Consider the following 15,628-nt stretch of genomic DNA (forward strand, 5'->3'; position numbering starts at 1 on the left):
CGCACGGAATCCCAGGCGGCGAGCATCGAGGAGACGGCGGCCTCCATGCACGAGATCACGACAACCGTGAAGCAGAATGCCGACAATGCCCAGGCCGCCAGCCAGCTGGCGGTGGCCGCCCGCGACACCGCGGAAAAGGGCGGCTCGGTCGTCTCGGATGCGGTGGCCGCGGTGACCCAGATCGAGGAAAGCGCGCAGAAGATCAGCGACATCGTCGGCCTGATCGACGAGATCGCCTTCCAGACGAATCTTCTCGCGCTGAATGCCAGCGTGGAAGCGGCGCGGGCGGGCGAGGCCGGCAAGGGCTTTGCGGTGGTGGCGCAGGAAGTGCGGGCTCTCGCCCAGCGCTCGGCCAATGCCAGCAAGGACATCAAGGCGCTGATCGCCACGTCGAATGCCCAGGTGAAGACCGGGGCCAGCCTCGTCAACCAGACCGGCAGCAGCCTCACCGAGATCGTCACCGCGATCAAGAAGGTCTCGGACATCGTCGCCGAGATCGCGGCCGCCTCGCGCGAGCAGGCGACCGGCCTCGACCAGATCAACACGGCTGTCGGCAGCATGGACGAGATGACCCAGCGCAACGCGGCGCTGGTGGAGGAGACCACGGCCGCCGCACAGGCGCTGAGCAGCCAGTCGGTGCAGCTGGCCGACCTGGTCGGCTTCTTCCGCACCGATGTCCAGGCGGCCCGCGCCCCGGCTCAGACGGCAGCAAAGACAGTGGCCAGGACGGCGGCGGAAAAACCCGCCGCCGCGAAGCCGATGCCGAAACCGGCCCCCGCCCCCGCCCCCGCACCGGCGGGCAACGACGACTGGCAGGAATTCTGACGCACCGGATGCCGGCTGCTACAGGTCGTAGCGGCCGGCCCGCTCCGGCTGGTAAACCACCCGGTGCAGGGTGATGCTGCGCGCAACACCGCTGGCGGCATGCCAGGCAATGGTCTGGCCCTCGCGCAGGCCGATCAGCGCGGCACCGACCGGTGTACCGACGGAAAGCTTCGCCAGATCGATATCCGCCTCGGCCGGGTAGACCAGCGTGAGCCAGTGGCTGCGCCGGCTGTGGGCATAGCCGAACAGCAGGTGGCTGCGCATGGTGGCGACATCGCCGGGCATGCAGTCGGACGCAACAATGGCCGCACGACCGATTTCACTGTCGAGCATGTCGGCCACAGCCGGGTGCCGGGGCCGCAGGCGCGCGGCCAGAGCCGACAGCCGTTCGCTGTCGGGTTCGCTCAGCAGGATGGCGGGGCGCGGATCGAGAAACGTCATGAGGCTGTCTCCATGAAGGCGCGGCGGCGCCATCGGCGATGGCGCGCGCGGAAGAATGGGTGACGGACCGGAAAACGGGAGGGCAGAGCCCCGGGGCAGATCAGGCCGCGATGCGGCCGCGCGCCACCGGGGCGCCGTCGCCTGCATGCAGACGACCGGCGCGGGACAGCATCGACAGATGACGGGCGCGGATCATGACAGCCATATAGGATGCGGCCATGGCGGGCGCAAGGCCCGCTGGCCTGCGCGCCCTATTCCGCCGCCCTGCTGTGGCGGTGGCGCAGCAGGCCGATGATCTCGCTGGCCGCCTGCGGGATGTTGGTGCCGGGGCCGTAGATGCCGGCCACGCCGGCCTGGCGCAGGAAGTCGTAATCCTGCGGCGGGATCACGCCGCCGGTGATGACCAGAATGTCCTCGGCGCCCTGCTGTTTCAGTGCGGCGATCAGCTGGGGAACCAGCGTCTTGTGGCCGGCCGCCTGGGACGACACGCCGATCACGTGCACGTCGTTGTCGACGGCGTCCTTCGCGGCTTCCTCCGGCGTCTGGAACAGCGGGCCCACATCCACATCGAAGCCGAGATCGGCAAAGGCCGTGGCGATCACTTTCGCGCCGCGGTCATGGCCGTCCTGGCCGAGCTTGACGACCAGCATGCGCGGGCGGCGGCCTTCCTCGGCGGCGAAGCGGTCGATCTCCTGCTGGATCTTCATGAAGCCCTCGTCATTGGCATAGGCCGCGCCATAGACGCCGGCAATCGAGCGCACGGTGGCCTGGTGGCGCGTGAACACCCGCTCCATGGCATCGGACATCTCGCCCACCGTGACCCGCGCGCGGGCGGCGTTCACACACAGCTCCAGCAGGTTGGCATTGCCCGCCGCGCCTTCCTCGAGCGCGCGGATCGCGGCTTCGGCAGCGGCCTTGTCGCGGGTGTTGCGGATGGTGTTCAGCCGGGTGACCTGCTGTTCGCGCACCCTGGTGTTGTCGACCTCCAGCAGCTCGGGCACATCGCTTTTCGCCGGGCGGTATTTGTTGACGCCGACGATGACATCCTCGCCGCGATCGACCCGGGCCTGGCGGCGCGCGGCGGCCTCCTCGATCTTCAGCTTGGGCATGCCGCTCTCGACCGCCTTGGTCATGCCGCCCATGGCCTCGACTTCCTGGATCAGCGCCCAGGCATGGCTGACCAGCGCATGGGTGAGGGCTTCCACGTAGTAGGACCCGGCCAGCGGATCGACCACCTTGGTCACATACGTCTCTTCCTGGATGATCAGCTGGGTGTTGCGGGCAATGCGCGCCGAGAATTCGGTCGGCAGCGCGATGGCCTCGTCCAGCGCATTGGTGTGCAGCGACTGGGTGCCGCCCAGCACCGCGGCCATGGCCTCGATGGCGGTGCGCACCACGTTGTTGTAGGGGTCCTGTTCCGTGAGCGAGACCCCGGACGTCTGGCAATGCGTGCGCAGCATCGACGAGCCGGCCTTCTTCGGATCGAACTGCTGCATGATCTTCGCCCACAGGAAGCGCGCGGCGCGCAGCTTGGCGATCTCCATGAAGAAATTCATGCCGATGGCGAAGAAGAAGCTGAGCCGCCCGGCGAAGGCATCGACATCGAGGCCCGAGTTAATCGCCGTGCGCACGTATTCGAGGCCATCGGCCAGGGTGAAGGCCAGCTCCTGCACGGCAGTGGCCCCGGCTTCCTGCATGTGATAGCCGGAAATCGAGATCGAGTTGAATTTCGGCATGTTCTGCGCCGTGTAGCCGATGATGTCGGCGATGATCCGCATGCTCGGCGCCGGCGGATAGATATAGGTGTTGCGCACCATGAATTCTTTCAGGATGTCGTTCTGGATCGTTCCCGAAAGCTGCGCGGGCGACACGCCCTGTTCCTCGCCGGCGACGATGTAGCAGGCCAGCACCGGCAGCACGGCGCCGTTCATGGTCATCGACACGCTCATCTTATCCAGCGGAATGCCGTCGAACAGGATCTTCATGTCCTCGACGCTGTCGATGGCGACGCCGGCCTTGCCGACATCGCCGACCACGCGCGGATGGTCGGAATCGTAGCCGCGATGGGTGGCGAGATCGAAGGCGACCGACACGCCCTGCTGGCCGGCGGCGAGATTCTTGCGGTAGAAGGCGTTGGATTCTTCGGCGGTCGAGAAGCCGGCATATTGCCGGATGGTCCACGGCCGGTTGGCATACATGGTGGCGCGCACGCCGCGGGTGAACGGCGCGAAGCCCGGCTGGCTGCCCAGCAGGGGCACACCCTCCAGTTCCAGCCCCTCGAGATCGGCCTCGGTGTAGAGCGGCTTGATGGCGATGCCTTCCGGGCTGTCCCAGACCAGATCGGCCAGCGGCCGGTCGCCCAGTTCCTTCCGGGCCAGCTTCGCCCAGGCCTCGGGGAAGGTGATGCTCTTATCGTTCTGGGACGTCTCGGTCTTCGACTTCTCGGTCATCGTCTCTGTTCCACCCGGTAACCGCAGCCGGATATCACCATGCTGCGGTGCAATGCCAGTATGATCCGCTTTCCCCGACTGTCAAACTGACGCCCCGGCAAACTGACGCCCCGGCAGACCCGCGACGGTTCCGCCCGGTTCGGGACGGTTCGTGGCGGTTCGCCCGGGTTCCTGGCGGTTCGTGGCGATTCGGAACGGTTCGCCGCGGTTCGCGACGGTTCATTCCGGTTCGTCCGGGGCCAGGGACGGCCAGTTCCGGCCCATTCGCGGCCAATCCGGTGCCAATCGCGACCAATTCGAAGCCAATCCGGGCCGATTGCAGCCAATCAAATCCCGTCCGATCCCGCGTAAACCACTGACTCTTTGTGGTAAACCACTGAAAAGACGGGGCTACAAGAATGTATACAGGACTGGAATGCACGCCAAAGCACCCACTGAACCATCGTGACAAACGGTCTACCGTTTCAGAGGTATGCATCCGAAAGGTGTTAAATCCTACAATATGAATAAAGATGGTACATATGGGTTCGAGGTCAAGCAGGATCTTGGTCAATCGCTCATCATTTCCTGGAAACATCTGTCGACAGATAAGCTTGTACGACTCAACCGCAGGGTTGATGCAAGGAGCGAAAGGACAGTGATAAATTGCAGAAGAAATTTGATCTTGTTGGGGGCGCGGCGTGAAGAAAGAGACTGATACGCCTACTTATCAACGCGGCGAACGGCCGTCGTTGGTGGAAAGCTTCGAAATTGCCGGGCTCTATGATTATCGAAAAATATCACTGGCGTCGCCATATGCCGCGACAATTTTGATTGCTCAGAATGGGTCTGGAAAAACCACCCTATTAGGCGCACTCGATGCATTTCTTAAAGGGCAATTTTCTCGCCTTCGGGACGTACCCTTCCGAAAGATAACATGCAAGTTGCGAGGGGAGTTGCTCCCTTTCGTGCTTCAAAGGGCAGAGCTCGACAAATACATCAACACGTCTGAAAACAGCGAAATAGGCGCCGCTGCTCGACGGTTCGGGGTCGACCCAAGAGATTTACTTCGTGCTTTAGAGAAGCATGACTGGAACAGGCTCGATTACCGTACACTGCGAGAGGATCCTGTCTACGAGCCAATAAGCAAGCATGTTGGCTACAGATACGAGGCAGTACACTCCGCCCTTTCAGAGTTGAAACCCAAGCTTTTTCAGAATTGCCGAGAACTAGGCGCAATATCGTCCAGCCTGCATGCGGCGCTTAGCAACATTGAGGTTTTATACCTTCCAACATACCGCAGGATCGAACTATCGATCAGCGCGGAAACAGACAATGATCAGCGGGAGTCGCTACGACGGCTACGCTCTCAATTCCGTGTAGCCGGCAGCGGCCTATATCCGGCCGACATACAGTTTGGACTTGGCGATATATCGGAGCGGCTACTTGAACTGAATCAACGCATTTTGATTGAGTCGAATCAAGGCTATCGACAAATTACCGCTGATATACTGAGCGAGCTCATCGACAATCCCCTTGAAAATATAATCGTTGATGACCACGCAATCCCGTCAAAAACAGACTTGGAGCTATTCCTCTCACGATTGAAGGAAGTTGGTCGATACGTGGGAAGGTTTCCTGAGCCAATGCCCGTACCGAATATCGAAAAGCTTTATTCAAGCAATGTGCCTGCAGAGTCCAATAAGTTTCTTAGATATTTCCTAGGGAAACTCAACTCTGTAATAAACGCCACACGGGCTATTGAATTGCCCGTGGAAGAATTCGTTCAACGTTGCAATAAGTATCTCTCTGCAACAGATATCAGCACCTCGATAGAAGCCGCACCTTCTCCGGCTGGGCTAGACGGCAAAGTGCTGCACTTGGATCGAAGGTCACTAAAGGTTTATGCGAAGAGCATTTCGACCGGGCGAAGAATTAAACTTGATGCGCTTTCCTCCGGCGAAAAACAGATGGTTTCGCTTTTTGCCAAACTCTTTCTCTTCCCACCACATGAAAAATTGATCCTAATCGATGAGCCAGAACTCTCCCTGTCTCTAGACTGGCAAAGGCACATCCTTTCCGACATCGTCGATGCACCTCTTTGTCGCCAGGTCATTGCCATTACACACTCGCCATTTGTCTTCGACAATGAGCTAGAGCCATTCGCACGAAGCGTCCAACTATCTGTCGACGAGGCCCTTCCCTCCTCCGCGGGGGACGAGGGGGAAAGTGAAATAGATGACTAAGGGCGATGGAGCTGTGGAACCAAGCGTCCTTAAACTCGTAGAAGCTCGAAAAAGGCCCGCAGTCTTGAAACTTCTCTTGGCAGAACTTCGATCCCGTCTGCCTGAAACGCCAGTTTTTGTATTTGAAGGACCAGAGGATAAGCCCATCTATTTCAGTTGGGTTCGTCGAATCCGGAATGACCTCGCATACGAACCCTTTCTTTGCAGAGGGAAAGCGCAAGTCTTCGCACTGAGAGATGCACTACTCCGTGATTTAAATGGACTAAAAGCAGGTGTCTATTATTTCGTTGATAGAGACTTCGACGAGATGATGGGCAATGAGCCCGATAATAGTATTTTTATGACAGATAGGTACTCAACCGAGAACTACTTAGTCTGCGAGGAGGTTTTAGAGGAGATACTAAAGAACGAGCTTCATTGCCACGGCAGGCCAGACATTCGGCAAGCAATCATCAGTCGATTTACAAAATTATACGATGAATTTTTGGAGGTAACACGAGAGGTTAACTGTCGGCTGTATGTTGCGAAACAATGCGGGGGGAAATTGGCACGACGAAAGCCGGAGAAATTGCGTGAGCTTGCTAATGCGGGAATTAATCAGATTTCGCCGCCAGAACTCACAGCAGAAGAAACTATTGTGTATCGCGAAGAACCGGCCCCAGAGCAGCGTGATGCGGCAATAGCAGCGTTTGGATTACTGAACCCTAGGCTTCATTATCGTGGGAAGTTTGCGTTCATTTTCTTTCAATGGTGGTTAAGCCAATTGGTCAATGACTATTCCTCCGATCGAACTCTATTCCAATCTTTGGACGCCCAAGAAGGTGCGCGTCACGCAGATATTTCAAGCCTGGGATTGCTCGCATCCAAGTCTCCAATGCCAATTGATCTTGAAGAATTTATTCACAACGTCCATGCACCTCTAAACAATCAACAACAAGAACTGCTTCAATGAAGTCGAGATTAAGATGTGAGGTTCTCTCTGAGCAATTCGCAATCGTACGCCTAGTGGCTCTTATTAGGGCGCGGCGAATACTCTTATGAAGATTGACTATTGTTCTGTTCGCGCTTCCCTAAGCGCTTGAGCGGCTGCATCATACTCTGCTAGCCAGTCGCTTCTTCCCCCATACACCCTCCGTTCCCTTCCTCCGCCCGCAGGTTCCGTCCACGCCGGCCGTGAGTCAGGATCGGATGCCCCCATTCTGAACGGACCAGCCAGTCATGCGCCGCGCCTGCCTGTCTTCTTATTCTCTCGCACTGCTCGCCCTGCTGCTGCCAGCCGCCCTCGCCGCCGCCGTCTCGTCCGCTGCCCATGCCGCCGGCCTGCGGCTGGTGGAGATTCCGGCCGCCGGCGACGCGCCGGCCATCGAGGCCGCGGTCTGGTCGCCCTGCGCGACCGCACCCGGCAGCATACCGCTCGGTATCGTGCAGATCGGCCCCTTCGCCCTGCCGGCCACACGCGACTGCCCGGTGGCGGGCAGCGATCTGCCGCTGGTGGTGATCTCGCATGGCTATGGCGGCAGTTTCCTCGGCCATCACGACACCGCCGCGGCGCTGGCGGCGGCCGGCTTCGTGGTCGCCGCCCTCAATCATCCCGGCGACAATGCCCGCGAGCGCGCCCGCGCCGGCGACCGCGCGGTCTTCGTCTCGCGGCCCCGGGATATCGGCCGGCTGGTCGATTACATGCTGGGCGACTATGCCGAAGCCGCGAAGATCGATGCCGCGCGCATCGGCATGTTCGGCTTTTCGCGCGGCGGCTATACCACGCTGGCCGTGGCCGGCGGCCGGCCGGATTTCCTGCGCGCCGGCCTGCCCTGCCCCGATCCGCAGGCGCCGCTCTGCCGCCAGATGCGCGACCCGCAGCAGGCGGTGCTGCCGGCCCTGCCGCCGGATGCACGCATCCGCGCCGCGGTGATCGCCGATCCGCTGAATGCCTTTCCCGGGCGCGACAGCCTGCAGGACGTGCGGCTGCCGCTGCAGGTCTGGGCCTCGGAACAGGGCGGCCAGGGCGTCGAGCCGGCGCGCGTTGCCGCCCTGCAGCAGGACCTGCCGGTGAAGCCGGATTTCCGCATCGTGCGCGGCGCGGCGCATTTCGCCTTCCTCGCGCCCTGCCCGGCGGATCTGGCGGCGCGGCTGCCCGAATTATGCGTCGACGCACCGGGCTTCGACCGCGTGGCGTTTCACCGCGACTTCAATGCGGCGGTGACGGCGTTTTTCCGCCAGCATCTCGGCGGCGGCTGATCCGCCCGGCTGGTCCGTGGCGGCTGATCTGCGGCGGGTTGCGCGCCGGCGGGGCGGCCGGGCGCAGGGCGACGCGCGCCCGGTCGGTACCCGGCAACCTGTACCGCACAGGCCGACGGCGCTATAACCCCGCCCATGCCTGACAGCATCACCATCCGCCGGTACCGCGACGCCGATGCCGAGGCCCTGGCGCAGATCTATCTGCGCGCCGTGCAGCAGACCGGGCCGCGCGACTACACGCCGGCGCAGGTGGCGGCCTGGGCGTCGCTGGCGCCCGACGCCGCCCGCATCCGGCTGCTCAACGGCGATGGCCGCGAGACCTTCGTGGCCGCGGCGGCCGCCGGCGCGCCGCTGGGTTTCACCGATCTCGAAGCCGACGGCCATGTGAATTTTCTCTACGGCGCGCCGGAGGCGGCCGGGCGCGGCGTCGCCGCGGCCCTGACCGATGCACTGGAGGCCCGCGCCCGGGTGCGCGGCATGGCGCGGCTGCATGTGGAGGCGAGCGCGGCGGCGCGGCGCTTCTACCTGAAGCGCGGATGGCACGAACTGGCGCGGCGCGATTTCGAGGTCGCCGGCATCGCCATCCACAATTACGCCATGGCGCTGCAGCTCTAGCCCGTCATCCCCCCGCCGCCGGCCGCACCAATTTCGGCCGCTGGGTTCCCGGCGTGCTGGCGCATGGACAACCGGGCCCGCACGCCGGCGGGTTGCGCGCCGGCGGGGCGGCCGGGCTATACTCGCCGCCGCACCCGAGCCGCCGCATCATGCCGAAACCCGCCCGCGCAAAGCCATCCGCAAAAAGACCCGCCGCAAAGAAGGCGCCGGCAAAGACAACCGCCGCCTGGCCGCGGCTGCGGCTGCGCGTGCATCTGGCCGAGGATGCGATGCTGGGCCCGGGCAAGGCCGACCTGCTGGAGGGCATCGCCGAGACCGGCTCGATCGCCGCCGCCGGGCGGCGCATGGGCATGAGCTACAAGCGGGCCTGGCAGCTGACCGAAACCCTGAACGGCTTCTTCGCCGCGCCGCTGGTGACGGCGGCCACCGGCGGGGCGCGGGGCGGCGGCGCCGCGCTGACCCCGCTGGGCCGCGAGGTGCTGGCGCGCTTCCGCCGCATGGAGGCGGCCACCCTGAAGGCCTGCGCCGCCGAGATCCGCGCCCTGCAGCGCAGACGGCCGCCGCGATAACCCGCCACACCTGACCTGCCGTACCTGACAGCCGCCCCGGACCCCGCCCATGCAATACCGCTTCACGGCCGCGCTCTGGCGCCATACCGGCGCCGCCGCCTGGCATTTCATCACCCTGCCGAAGCCGCAATCCGATGCCATCCGCGCCCTGTTTGCCGCCGATGCCCGTGCCTGGGGCAGCCTGCCGGTGCGGGCCGCCATCGGCGGCGTCCGCTGGCAGACCTCGCTGTTCCCCGACCGCAAGGCCGGCGCCTATCTGCTGCCGGTGAAGGCGGCGGTGCGGCGGCAGGCGGGCATCGGCGACGGCGACAGCGTGCCGGTGACGCTGGACCTGCGCCCCTAGGCCAGCCCTCTCACCCGGGCCGGCCCCCGGTTATTGAGCCGCGCGGCATCGGGCGGCTATACTCGGACAACGAAAAAACGGGAGTCCTCCCCCGATGTCCGCCGCCCGCATCGATCCCGGCCTGCCGGCCTGGGCCGTGTCGCTTGCCGAAAGCCTGGTTGCCGAGACCGCCTTCCACCAGTGGGCGGGGCTGCGGCTGCTGGCGCTGGCGCCGGGCATGGCGGAAGTGGGCTTCACCGCCGAGGGGGCGATGCTGGTCTTCGGCAGATACGTGCATGGCGGCGTGCTGAACGGCCTGCTGGAACCGCCGGGGCTGCTGGCCATGCTGGGCGACATGCAGGAAAGCGAAACCGCGATGACGGTCGACATCCATGTGCAGCATATCCGCTCGGTGCTGGCCGGCGAGGCCGTCACCATGACCGGCCGGCTGCTGAAACGCGGCCGCAGCACCGCCTTCTGCGCCGTCGAGGCCCGGGTGGGCGGCGCGGTCTGCACCGCCGCCCGCATCACCAAGACCATCCAGAACAAGGCAGGCTGACGACGTGACCGATCTGAAAACCGCCCAGAAAGGCCGCGTGCTCTGCGTTCTCGGCCCGACCAATACCGGCAAGACCCATCTGGCCGTCGAACGCCTGCTGGCCCATCGCAGCGGCATCATCGGCCTGCCCCTGCGGCTGCTGGCCCGCGAGGTCTATGACCGCGCGGTGGCGATCAAGGGCCCCAACCACGTGGCCCTGGTCACCGGCGAGGAGAAGATCGTCCCGCGCGGGGCGCAGTGGTTCGTCTGCACCGTGGAGGCGATGCCGCTGGACCGGGCTTACGATTTCCTCGCCGTCGACGAGATCCAGCTCTGCGCCGATGCCGAGCGCGGCCATGTCTTCACGGATCGCCTGCTGCAGGCGCGCGGCAGCGAGGAAACCATGTTCCTCGGCGCCGATACCGCGCGCGGCCTGGTGCGCCGGCTGGTGCCCGGCGCCGAGTTCATCGCCCGGCCGCGGCTGTCGCAGCTTTCTTACGCCGGATCGAAGAAACTCTCGCGGCTGCCGAAACGCTCGGCCGTGGTCGCCTTCTCGGCCGGCGACGTCTATGCCATCGCCGAGGCGCTGCGGCGCCAGCGCGGCGGCGCCGCCGTGGTGCTGGGCGCGCTCAGCCCGCGCGCCCGCAACGCCCAGGTGGCCCTGTTCCAGAACCGCGATGTCGACGTGATGGTGGCCACCGACGCCATCGGCATGGGCCTCAATCTCGATATCGAGCATCTGGCCTTTGCCGAGCTGTCGAAATTCGACGGGGTGGGCATGCGGCCGCTGACCCCGGCCGAGACCGGGCAGATCGCCGGCCGCGCCGGCCGCCACCTGCGCAACGGCACCTTCGGCACCACCACAAATCCGAATGGGGGCGACTGCGCGCCGCTCGATCCCGACCTGATCGAGCGCATCGAGAACCACCGCTACGAGCCGCTGCAGGCGGCGCGCTGGCGCAATCCCGACCTCGATTTCAGCAGCGTCGATGCGCTGGCCGCGGCGCTGGACGTGCCGCCGCCGCGCGAGGGCCTGGTGCGCGGCCGCGAGGCCGATGACAGCCTCAGCCTGCAGGTGCTGCGCCAGGATGCCGCCGTGCTGGAGCGCGCCACCGGCCATGAGCGCGTGACGCTGCTGTGGCAGGTCTGCGGGATTCCCGATTTCGCCAAGGCGATGCATGACAGCCATGGCCGCCTGCTGGCGCAGATCTACACCCATCTGTGCGACGGCAACGGCCGGCTGCCGGCCGACTGGGTGGGCGGGCATCTGAAACGCATCGACGTCACCGATGGCGATATCGACACCCTGGCCACCCGGCTCGCCCATATCCGCACCTGGACGTATATCGCCCATAAAGGCGCCTGGCTGGACGATGCCCGCGGCTGGCAGGAGAAGACCCGCGCCATCGAGGACCGGCTGTCGGACGCCCTGCACGAGCGGCTGACCCAGCGTTTCGTCGACCGCCGCACCTCGGTGCTGACCCGCGGCCTGACCGAAGATCCGGCCCTGCTCGACGTGCAGCTGGGGGAAGACGACGCGCTGACCGTGGGCGGCGAGATCATCGGCCATGTCACCGGCCTGCGCTTCCGCCCGGTCGGCCACGATTCCGTCGACCAGCGCCGCATCATCCGCCAGGCGGCGATCCGCGTGCTGGGACCCGCCCTGCAGGACCGCGCCGCCGCCATCCTGCAGCTGCCGGATGCGGCCTTTTCGCTGTCGCCCGAGGGCGGCGTGATGCTGACCGGACCGGAGAAGGACAGCGTGGCGCTGGCCGTGCTGGCGAAAGGCGCCGACATGCTGACGCCGAAGCTCAATCTTCTCGCCGACGACCTGCTGCCCGCCGACAGCCGCCGGGCGCTGGAGGAAAAACTCGGCGACTGGCTGCGGCGCTATCTGCGCCAGAATCTCGGCGATCTCTACCGGCTGAAGGATGCCGAGCTGAAATTCGCCGCCCGCGGCATCGCCTTCCAGCTGGCGGAGACTCTCGGCGCGCTGAAGCGCGACGATGTCGCCGACCTCGTGCGCGGCATGGGCCAGGCCGAACGGCATCCGCTGCGCAAGATGGGCGTGCAGTTCGGCGAGATGCATATCCTGCTGCCGAAGCTGCTGAAGCCGAAGCCGACCCAGCTGAAGACCCTGCTGTGGGCGGTGCATGAGGGCCGCGAGCCGGAAGCGCCGCCGACGCCGGGCCTGACCTCGCTGCCGGTGCTGGAATGGCGCGACGATCGTTGGTGGCTGGCCGCCGGCTTCCTGCGCGCCGGCCGCCATGCCTTCCGCCTCGACGTGGTGCAGCGCATCGCGGAAGGGGCAAGGCAGGCCGAACAGGCCGCGCGCCAGAAGCCGGCCAGGCCTGAAGGGCGGCGGGACGATGCGAAGCCGCAGCCGGCTCAGTCCGCTGCGGAGACCGTGGCGGAAACCGTGATCGAGAATCCTGCACTGGACGCCGCGCCGGCGCATGCGGAAACCGGCGAGCATATCGAGCAGCCGGTGGAAGCCGCGGCCGAAGCGCCGGCGCCGGTGCTGGCCGTTGAGGTCGCAGCCGAAATACCGGCAGCCGAACCGCCGAAGCCGAAAAAGCGTCTCGGTCCGCCGGGCAGTTTCCTGCCGGATACGGCGTGGATGAATCTCGCCGGCTGCGGTCCCGACGAGCTGCACCGGCTGCTCTGGGCTTTGGGCTACAAGCCGCTGGAGGCGAAGGACCCCGACAGCGGCGACAAGGTCACGCTGTATGTCCGTTCGCACAAGGCCATCGTGGCGAAACGCCAGCGCGAGACCGAGAAGCGCCGCGAGGACCAGGCCAAGATGGTCGACAGCCCCTTCGCCAAACTCGCCGCCCTGAAGGCGAAACGGTAGGCGGCGGACGGACATGACCGCCGACCTGCCAGCCGGGATCGGCCCCCATGACGGCCGCGAACTCGACCTGATGCTGGCCGGCCGCAAGCCGCTGGCCATGTTCTACGATGTGGTGCCGGCCTCCATCGAGCTGCCGGAAGCCGATTTCGCGCCACATGTCGCCAGCGGCCGCCTGATCCGCCGGGAGGAAATCTATCCGGGCCGCAGCGGCAGCCAGCCGTTGCGCTACATCTATTACGCCCTGCCGGCCGAAGCGCCGCGGATCGACCGCCTGCATACGATCAATGCCGCGATCCACGGCGGCGCCCGCAAGGCAACGGAAGCCGACGACATCGAGATCGGCCGCCTGCTCGGCTACAGCGAGGCGGAGATTGCGGCGTATGTCGAACACGGGCGCAGGCTGCGCCGGCGGCTGGGTCAGCTGTAGAGCTTGCTCCAGCAATCGGGGCAGAGCTTGCCCTTCGACCCACCATGCCAGGCCCCGCAGCTGATGCAGCGGAAGGTCGGCGCCTTGGTCGCCAGATTCTCCTGCATATGCTGCTCGGTTTCGCCGCCGGGCTTCATGATCCCGTCGACCTGCAGACCATGATCCCGCTGGTACTGCCGGATACCATCGAACAGCGGGCGGTCAGGAAACGGGGTCAGGCCGTAATCCGGAACGGGATAATAGCCATTCATATTCAGCGTCTGCTTGACGACCCAGACATCGTCGGGATCTGCCGGCCGATCCGGCCCCGCTGACAGAAAAATTGGCTACGGGGTATGCCGCCGCTATTCCGCCGCCGCGTCGTTGGCGGGGCGGGCCTTGGCCGGTTCGGCGCGCAGGTCGATGGTCACCGTGGTGCCCAGATTGGGCGTCGAATCGACGGTGATGCCGCCGTTATGCAGGGCGCAGAGCCGCCGCGCGATCGCCAGCCCCAGCCCGGTGCCGCCATGCAGCCGGGCCAGGCTGCCTTCCGACTGCCAGAACAGGTCGAAGACGCGGCCCAGATGGTCGGGCTGGATGCCGATGCCGGTGTCGCCGACGGTGACGCGCAGCCCGTCGGGCCCGAGCGGCAGCGCCGCCACGTCGACGCGGCCGCCGGCATGATTGAACTTGATCGCGTTGCCGATCACCTGGGTCAGCACGTCGCGCAGGATCGCCGCATCCAGCCGGCGCAGGCCGAGCCCCTCGTCGCAGGCGAAGGCCAGCGTGATCCCGTTGCGCCGCGCCGTTTCGGCCAGGCCGTCGACCACGGCGGCGATTTCCTGGGCCGGCTGCAGCGGCTCGGTGGCCAGCCGGCGCTTGCCGCTGTCGATGCGCACCACTTCCAGCACGCGGTCGACGATGGCCAGCAGGTCGCTGCCGGCCTGGTGGATTTCCTGGGCATAGTCGACATAGCGCGGCGGCGCATTGCCGGCCATCTGGCGCATGATGATCTCGGAAAAGCCGAGCACGGCATTCAGCGGCGTGCGCAGCTCGTGGCTCATCGTGGCCAGGAACGTGGTCTTGGCCTGGCTGGCCGCCTCGGCGGCCGCCAGCGCGGCATCGCGGGCGATCTCATTGCGCTTGGCGTCATCGACATCCTGCAGCACGGCGAAGATCCGTGCGGCGGCGCCACTGCCCTCGATGCGGGCGGCGGTGCGGTACCAGCGATAGCCGCCGTCGCGGCCGCGCAGCCGGCAGTCGAAGACCTGGCCGCCCTCGCGCATCAGCCGCTCCATCGCCGCCACATAGCCCTCGCGGTCGTCGGGATGCACCAGCTCGGTCTCGATCACCTGGCGGTCGGCCCGCTTGCTGGTGGTGATCTCCTCGAGGCCGTGGCCGGTCCAGTCCACCCGGGTCATCGCCGCATCGGCGGTCAGGAAGCCGATGCGGGCGACCCGGTGGCTCTCTGCCAGCAGGGCGGCCTGGCGGCGGGCCTCGTCGAGCAGGCCGTCGCGCTCGGCCGAACGGGCCCGCAGCTCGTCGACCCAGCGCGCCCAGCCGAGAATGCCGGCGGCAACCAGGAACAGGCCGGCGCCATAGACCAGGGCGGTCATCCAGAAGACCAGGCCCGGCAGGCCGAACAGGACGCCGGCCACTTCCGTCGCCGAGGCCGCCAGCACCAGCAGCAGGCCCCAGATGATGGGGCCGAATTTCGAATCCGCGCCGAGCCGGGCGCGCACCACCAGCAGCACCGCGAAGAGCAGCGCCACCGCCGCCGTGCGCGCCATCCCCGCGCCGGCGAAATGCCAGAAATCCCCCAGGCTCATGGGGAAATCCTACCCCCGCGCGGGCCCGGCTGAACAGTCCGCAAAACGGCGGAGTGGCCAGGGAGTGGCGGATTCCGGCCGGAATGCCGCGAAAACGGGCAGCCGCCGGCCGGACCCGATGCCTATGCCAGCGACCCCCTGGCACGGGGGGCCGGCGCTGACAGCTTGAAAAAGCCGACCACCCGGGCGAGCTCGCCGGCCTGGTTGCTGAGCGCCTGGGCCGAGGCCGAGGTCTCCTCCACCAGGGCGCCGTTGCGCTGGGTCATCTCGTCCATGCTGCCGACAGCCGTGTTGATCTGGTCGAGCCCGGTGGCCT

Annotated in this window: 14 protein-coding genes and 1 pseudogene; 10 read left to right on the plus strand and 5 right to left on the minus strand. The window is 65.7% G+C overall.

What is annotated here, in order from left to right; translation table 11 throughout:
* Positions 1–825 (plus strand): methyl-accepting chemotaxis protein (locus ACEQZY_RS02560; protein WP_370152033.1); only part of this gene is annotated, 825 nt, incomplete at its 5' end.
* Between the two features lie 18 nt (positions 826–843).
* On the opposite strand, the gene rnk is transcribed toward ACEQZY_RS02560, so the two are convergent.
* Positions 844–1,266 carry a nucleoside diphosphate kinase regulator gene (gene rnk, locus ACEQZY_RS02565; RefSeq protein ID WP_341704928.1) on the minus strand — a complete coding sequence of 141 codons (423 nt, stop codon included), beginning with the start codon at positions 1,264–1,266 and terminating at the stop codon, positions 844–846.
* A gap of 251 nt (positions 1,267–1,517) precedes the next feature.
* Positions 1,518–3,716, minus strand: coding sequence for a methylmalonyl-CoA mutase (scpA, locus tag ACEQZY_RS02570; protein ID WP_370152037.1), 2,199 nt, complete (start codon positions 3,714–3,716; stop codon positions 1,518–1,520).
* 680 nt (positions 3,717–4,396) lie between these two features.
* Here scpA and ACEQZY_RS02575 point away from each other — a divergent pair.
* The 9 genes from ACEQZY_RS02575 to ACEQZY_RS02615 all read left to right on the plus strand — a co-directional run bounded on the left by ACEQZY_RS02575 (position 4,397) and on the right by ACEQZY_RS02615 (position 13,504).
* Positions 4,397–5,941: an AAA family ATPase gene (locus tag ACEQZY_RS02575; RefSeq protein ID WP_370152039.1), complete on the plus strand. Its 1,545-nt coding sequence runs from the start codon at positions 4,397–4,399 to the stop codon at positions 5,939–5,941.
* Positions 5,934–6,893: a DUF4435 domain-containing protein gene (locus tag ACEQZY_RS02580; RefSeq protein WP_370152042.1), complete on the plus strand. Its 960-nt coding sequence runs from the start codon at positions 5,934–5,936 to the stop codon at positions 6,891–6,893. The genes ACEQZY_RS02575 and ACEQZY_RS02580 overlap by 8 nt, the downstream gene beginning before the upstream one ends.
* Positions 6,894–7,159: 266 nt before the next feature.
* Positions 7,160–8,179, plus strand: a complete 1,020-nt coding sequence (locus ACEQZY_RS02585; RefSeq protein WP_370152045.1) for an alpha/beta hydrolase family protein — start codon at positions 7,160–7,162, stop codon at positions 8,177–8,179.
* Between the two features lie 135 nt (positions 8,180–8,314).
* Positions 8,315–8,794, plus strand: coding sequence for a GNAT family N-acetyltransferase (locus ACEQZY_RS02590; RefSeq protein ID WP_370152048.1), 480 nt, complete (start codon positions 8,315–8,317; stop codon positions 8,792–8,794).
* 149 nt (positions 8,795–8,943) lie between these two features.
* A complete protein-coding gene (locus ACEQZY_RS02595) occupies positions 8,944–9,363 on the plus strand; it encodes a winged helix-turn-helix domain-containing protein (protein ID WP_370152051.1) in 420 nt (139 codons plus the stop codon).
* 49 nt (positions 9,364–9,412) lie between these two features.
* The gene (locus ACEQZY_RS02600) at positions 9,413–9,706 is read left to right on the plus strand and encodes a DUF1905 domain-containing protein (RefSeq protein WP_341705843.1); all 294 of its coding nucleotides are present in this window, start codon (positions 9,413–9,415) and stop codon (positions 9,704–9,706) included.
* A gap of 94 nt (positions 9,707–9,800) precedes the next feature.
* Complete coding sequence (locus tag ACEQZY_RS02605) at positions 9,801–10,244, plus strand: PaaI family thioesterase (protein ID WP_341705844.1); 444 nt, start codon at positions 9,801–9,803, stop codon at positions 10,242–10,244.
* A 4-nt stretch (positions 10,245–10,248) separates the two neighbouring features.
* Positions 10,249–13,077, plus strand: coding sequence for a helicase-related protein (locus ACEQZY_RS02610; RefSeq protein ID WP_370152056.1), 2,829 nt, complete (start codon positions 10,249–10,251; stop codon positions 13,075–13,077).
* 13 nt (positions 13,078–13,090) lie between these two features.
* Entirely contained in the window at positions 13,091–13,504 is a 414-nt protein-coding gene (locus tag ACEQZY_RS02615) for a hypothetical protein (RefSeq protein ID WP_370152058.1), read from the plus strand.
* Here the strand turns inward: ACEQZY_RS02615 and ACEQZY_RS02620 are convergent.
* From ACEQZY_RS02620 to ACEQZY_RS02630, 3 genes and pseudogenes are all read right to left on the minus strand, one after another.
* A complete protein-coding gene (locus tag ACEQZY_RS02620; protein ID WP_370152061.1) occupies positions 13,495–13,827 on the minus strand; it encodes a peptidoglycan-binding protein in 333 nt (110 codons plus the stop codon). The two genes, ACEQZY_RS02615 and ACEQZY_RS02620, sit on opposite strands and share 10 nt — an antisense overlap.
* Positions 13,828–13,848: 21 nt before the next feature.
* Positions 13,849–15,312 carry a PAS domain-containing sensor histidine kinase gene (locus ACEQZY_RS02625; RefSeq protein WP_341704523.1) on the minus strand — a complete coding sequence of 488 codons (1,464 nt, stop codon included), beginning with the start codon at positions 15,310–15,312 and terminating at the stop codon, positions 13,849–13,851.
* Positions 15,313–15,434: 122 nt separating this feature from the next.
* A pseudogene (locus ACEQZY_RS02630) lies at positions 15,435–15,628 on the minus strand (chemotaxis protein); the annotation flags it as partial.

This window comes from Ferrovibrio sp. (assembly GCF_964218355.1).
Classification (GTDB): domain Bacteria; phylum Pseudomonadota; class Alphaproteobacteria; order Ferrovibrionales; family Ferrovibrionaceae; genus Ferrovibrio.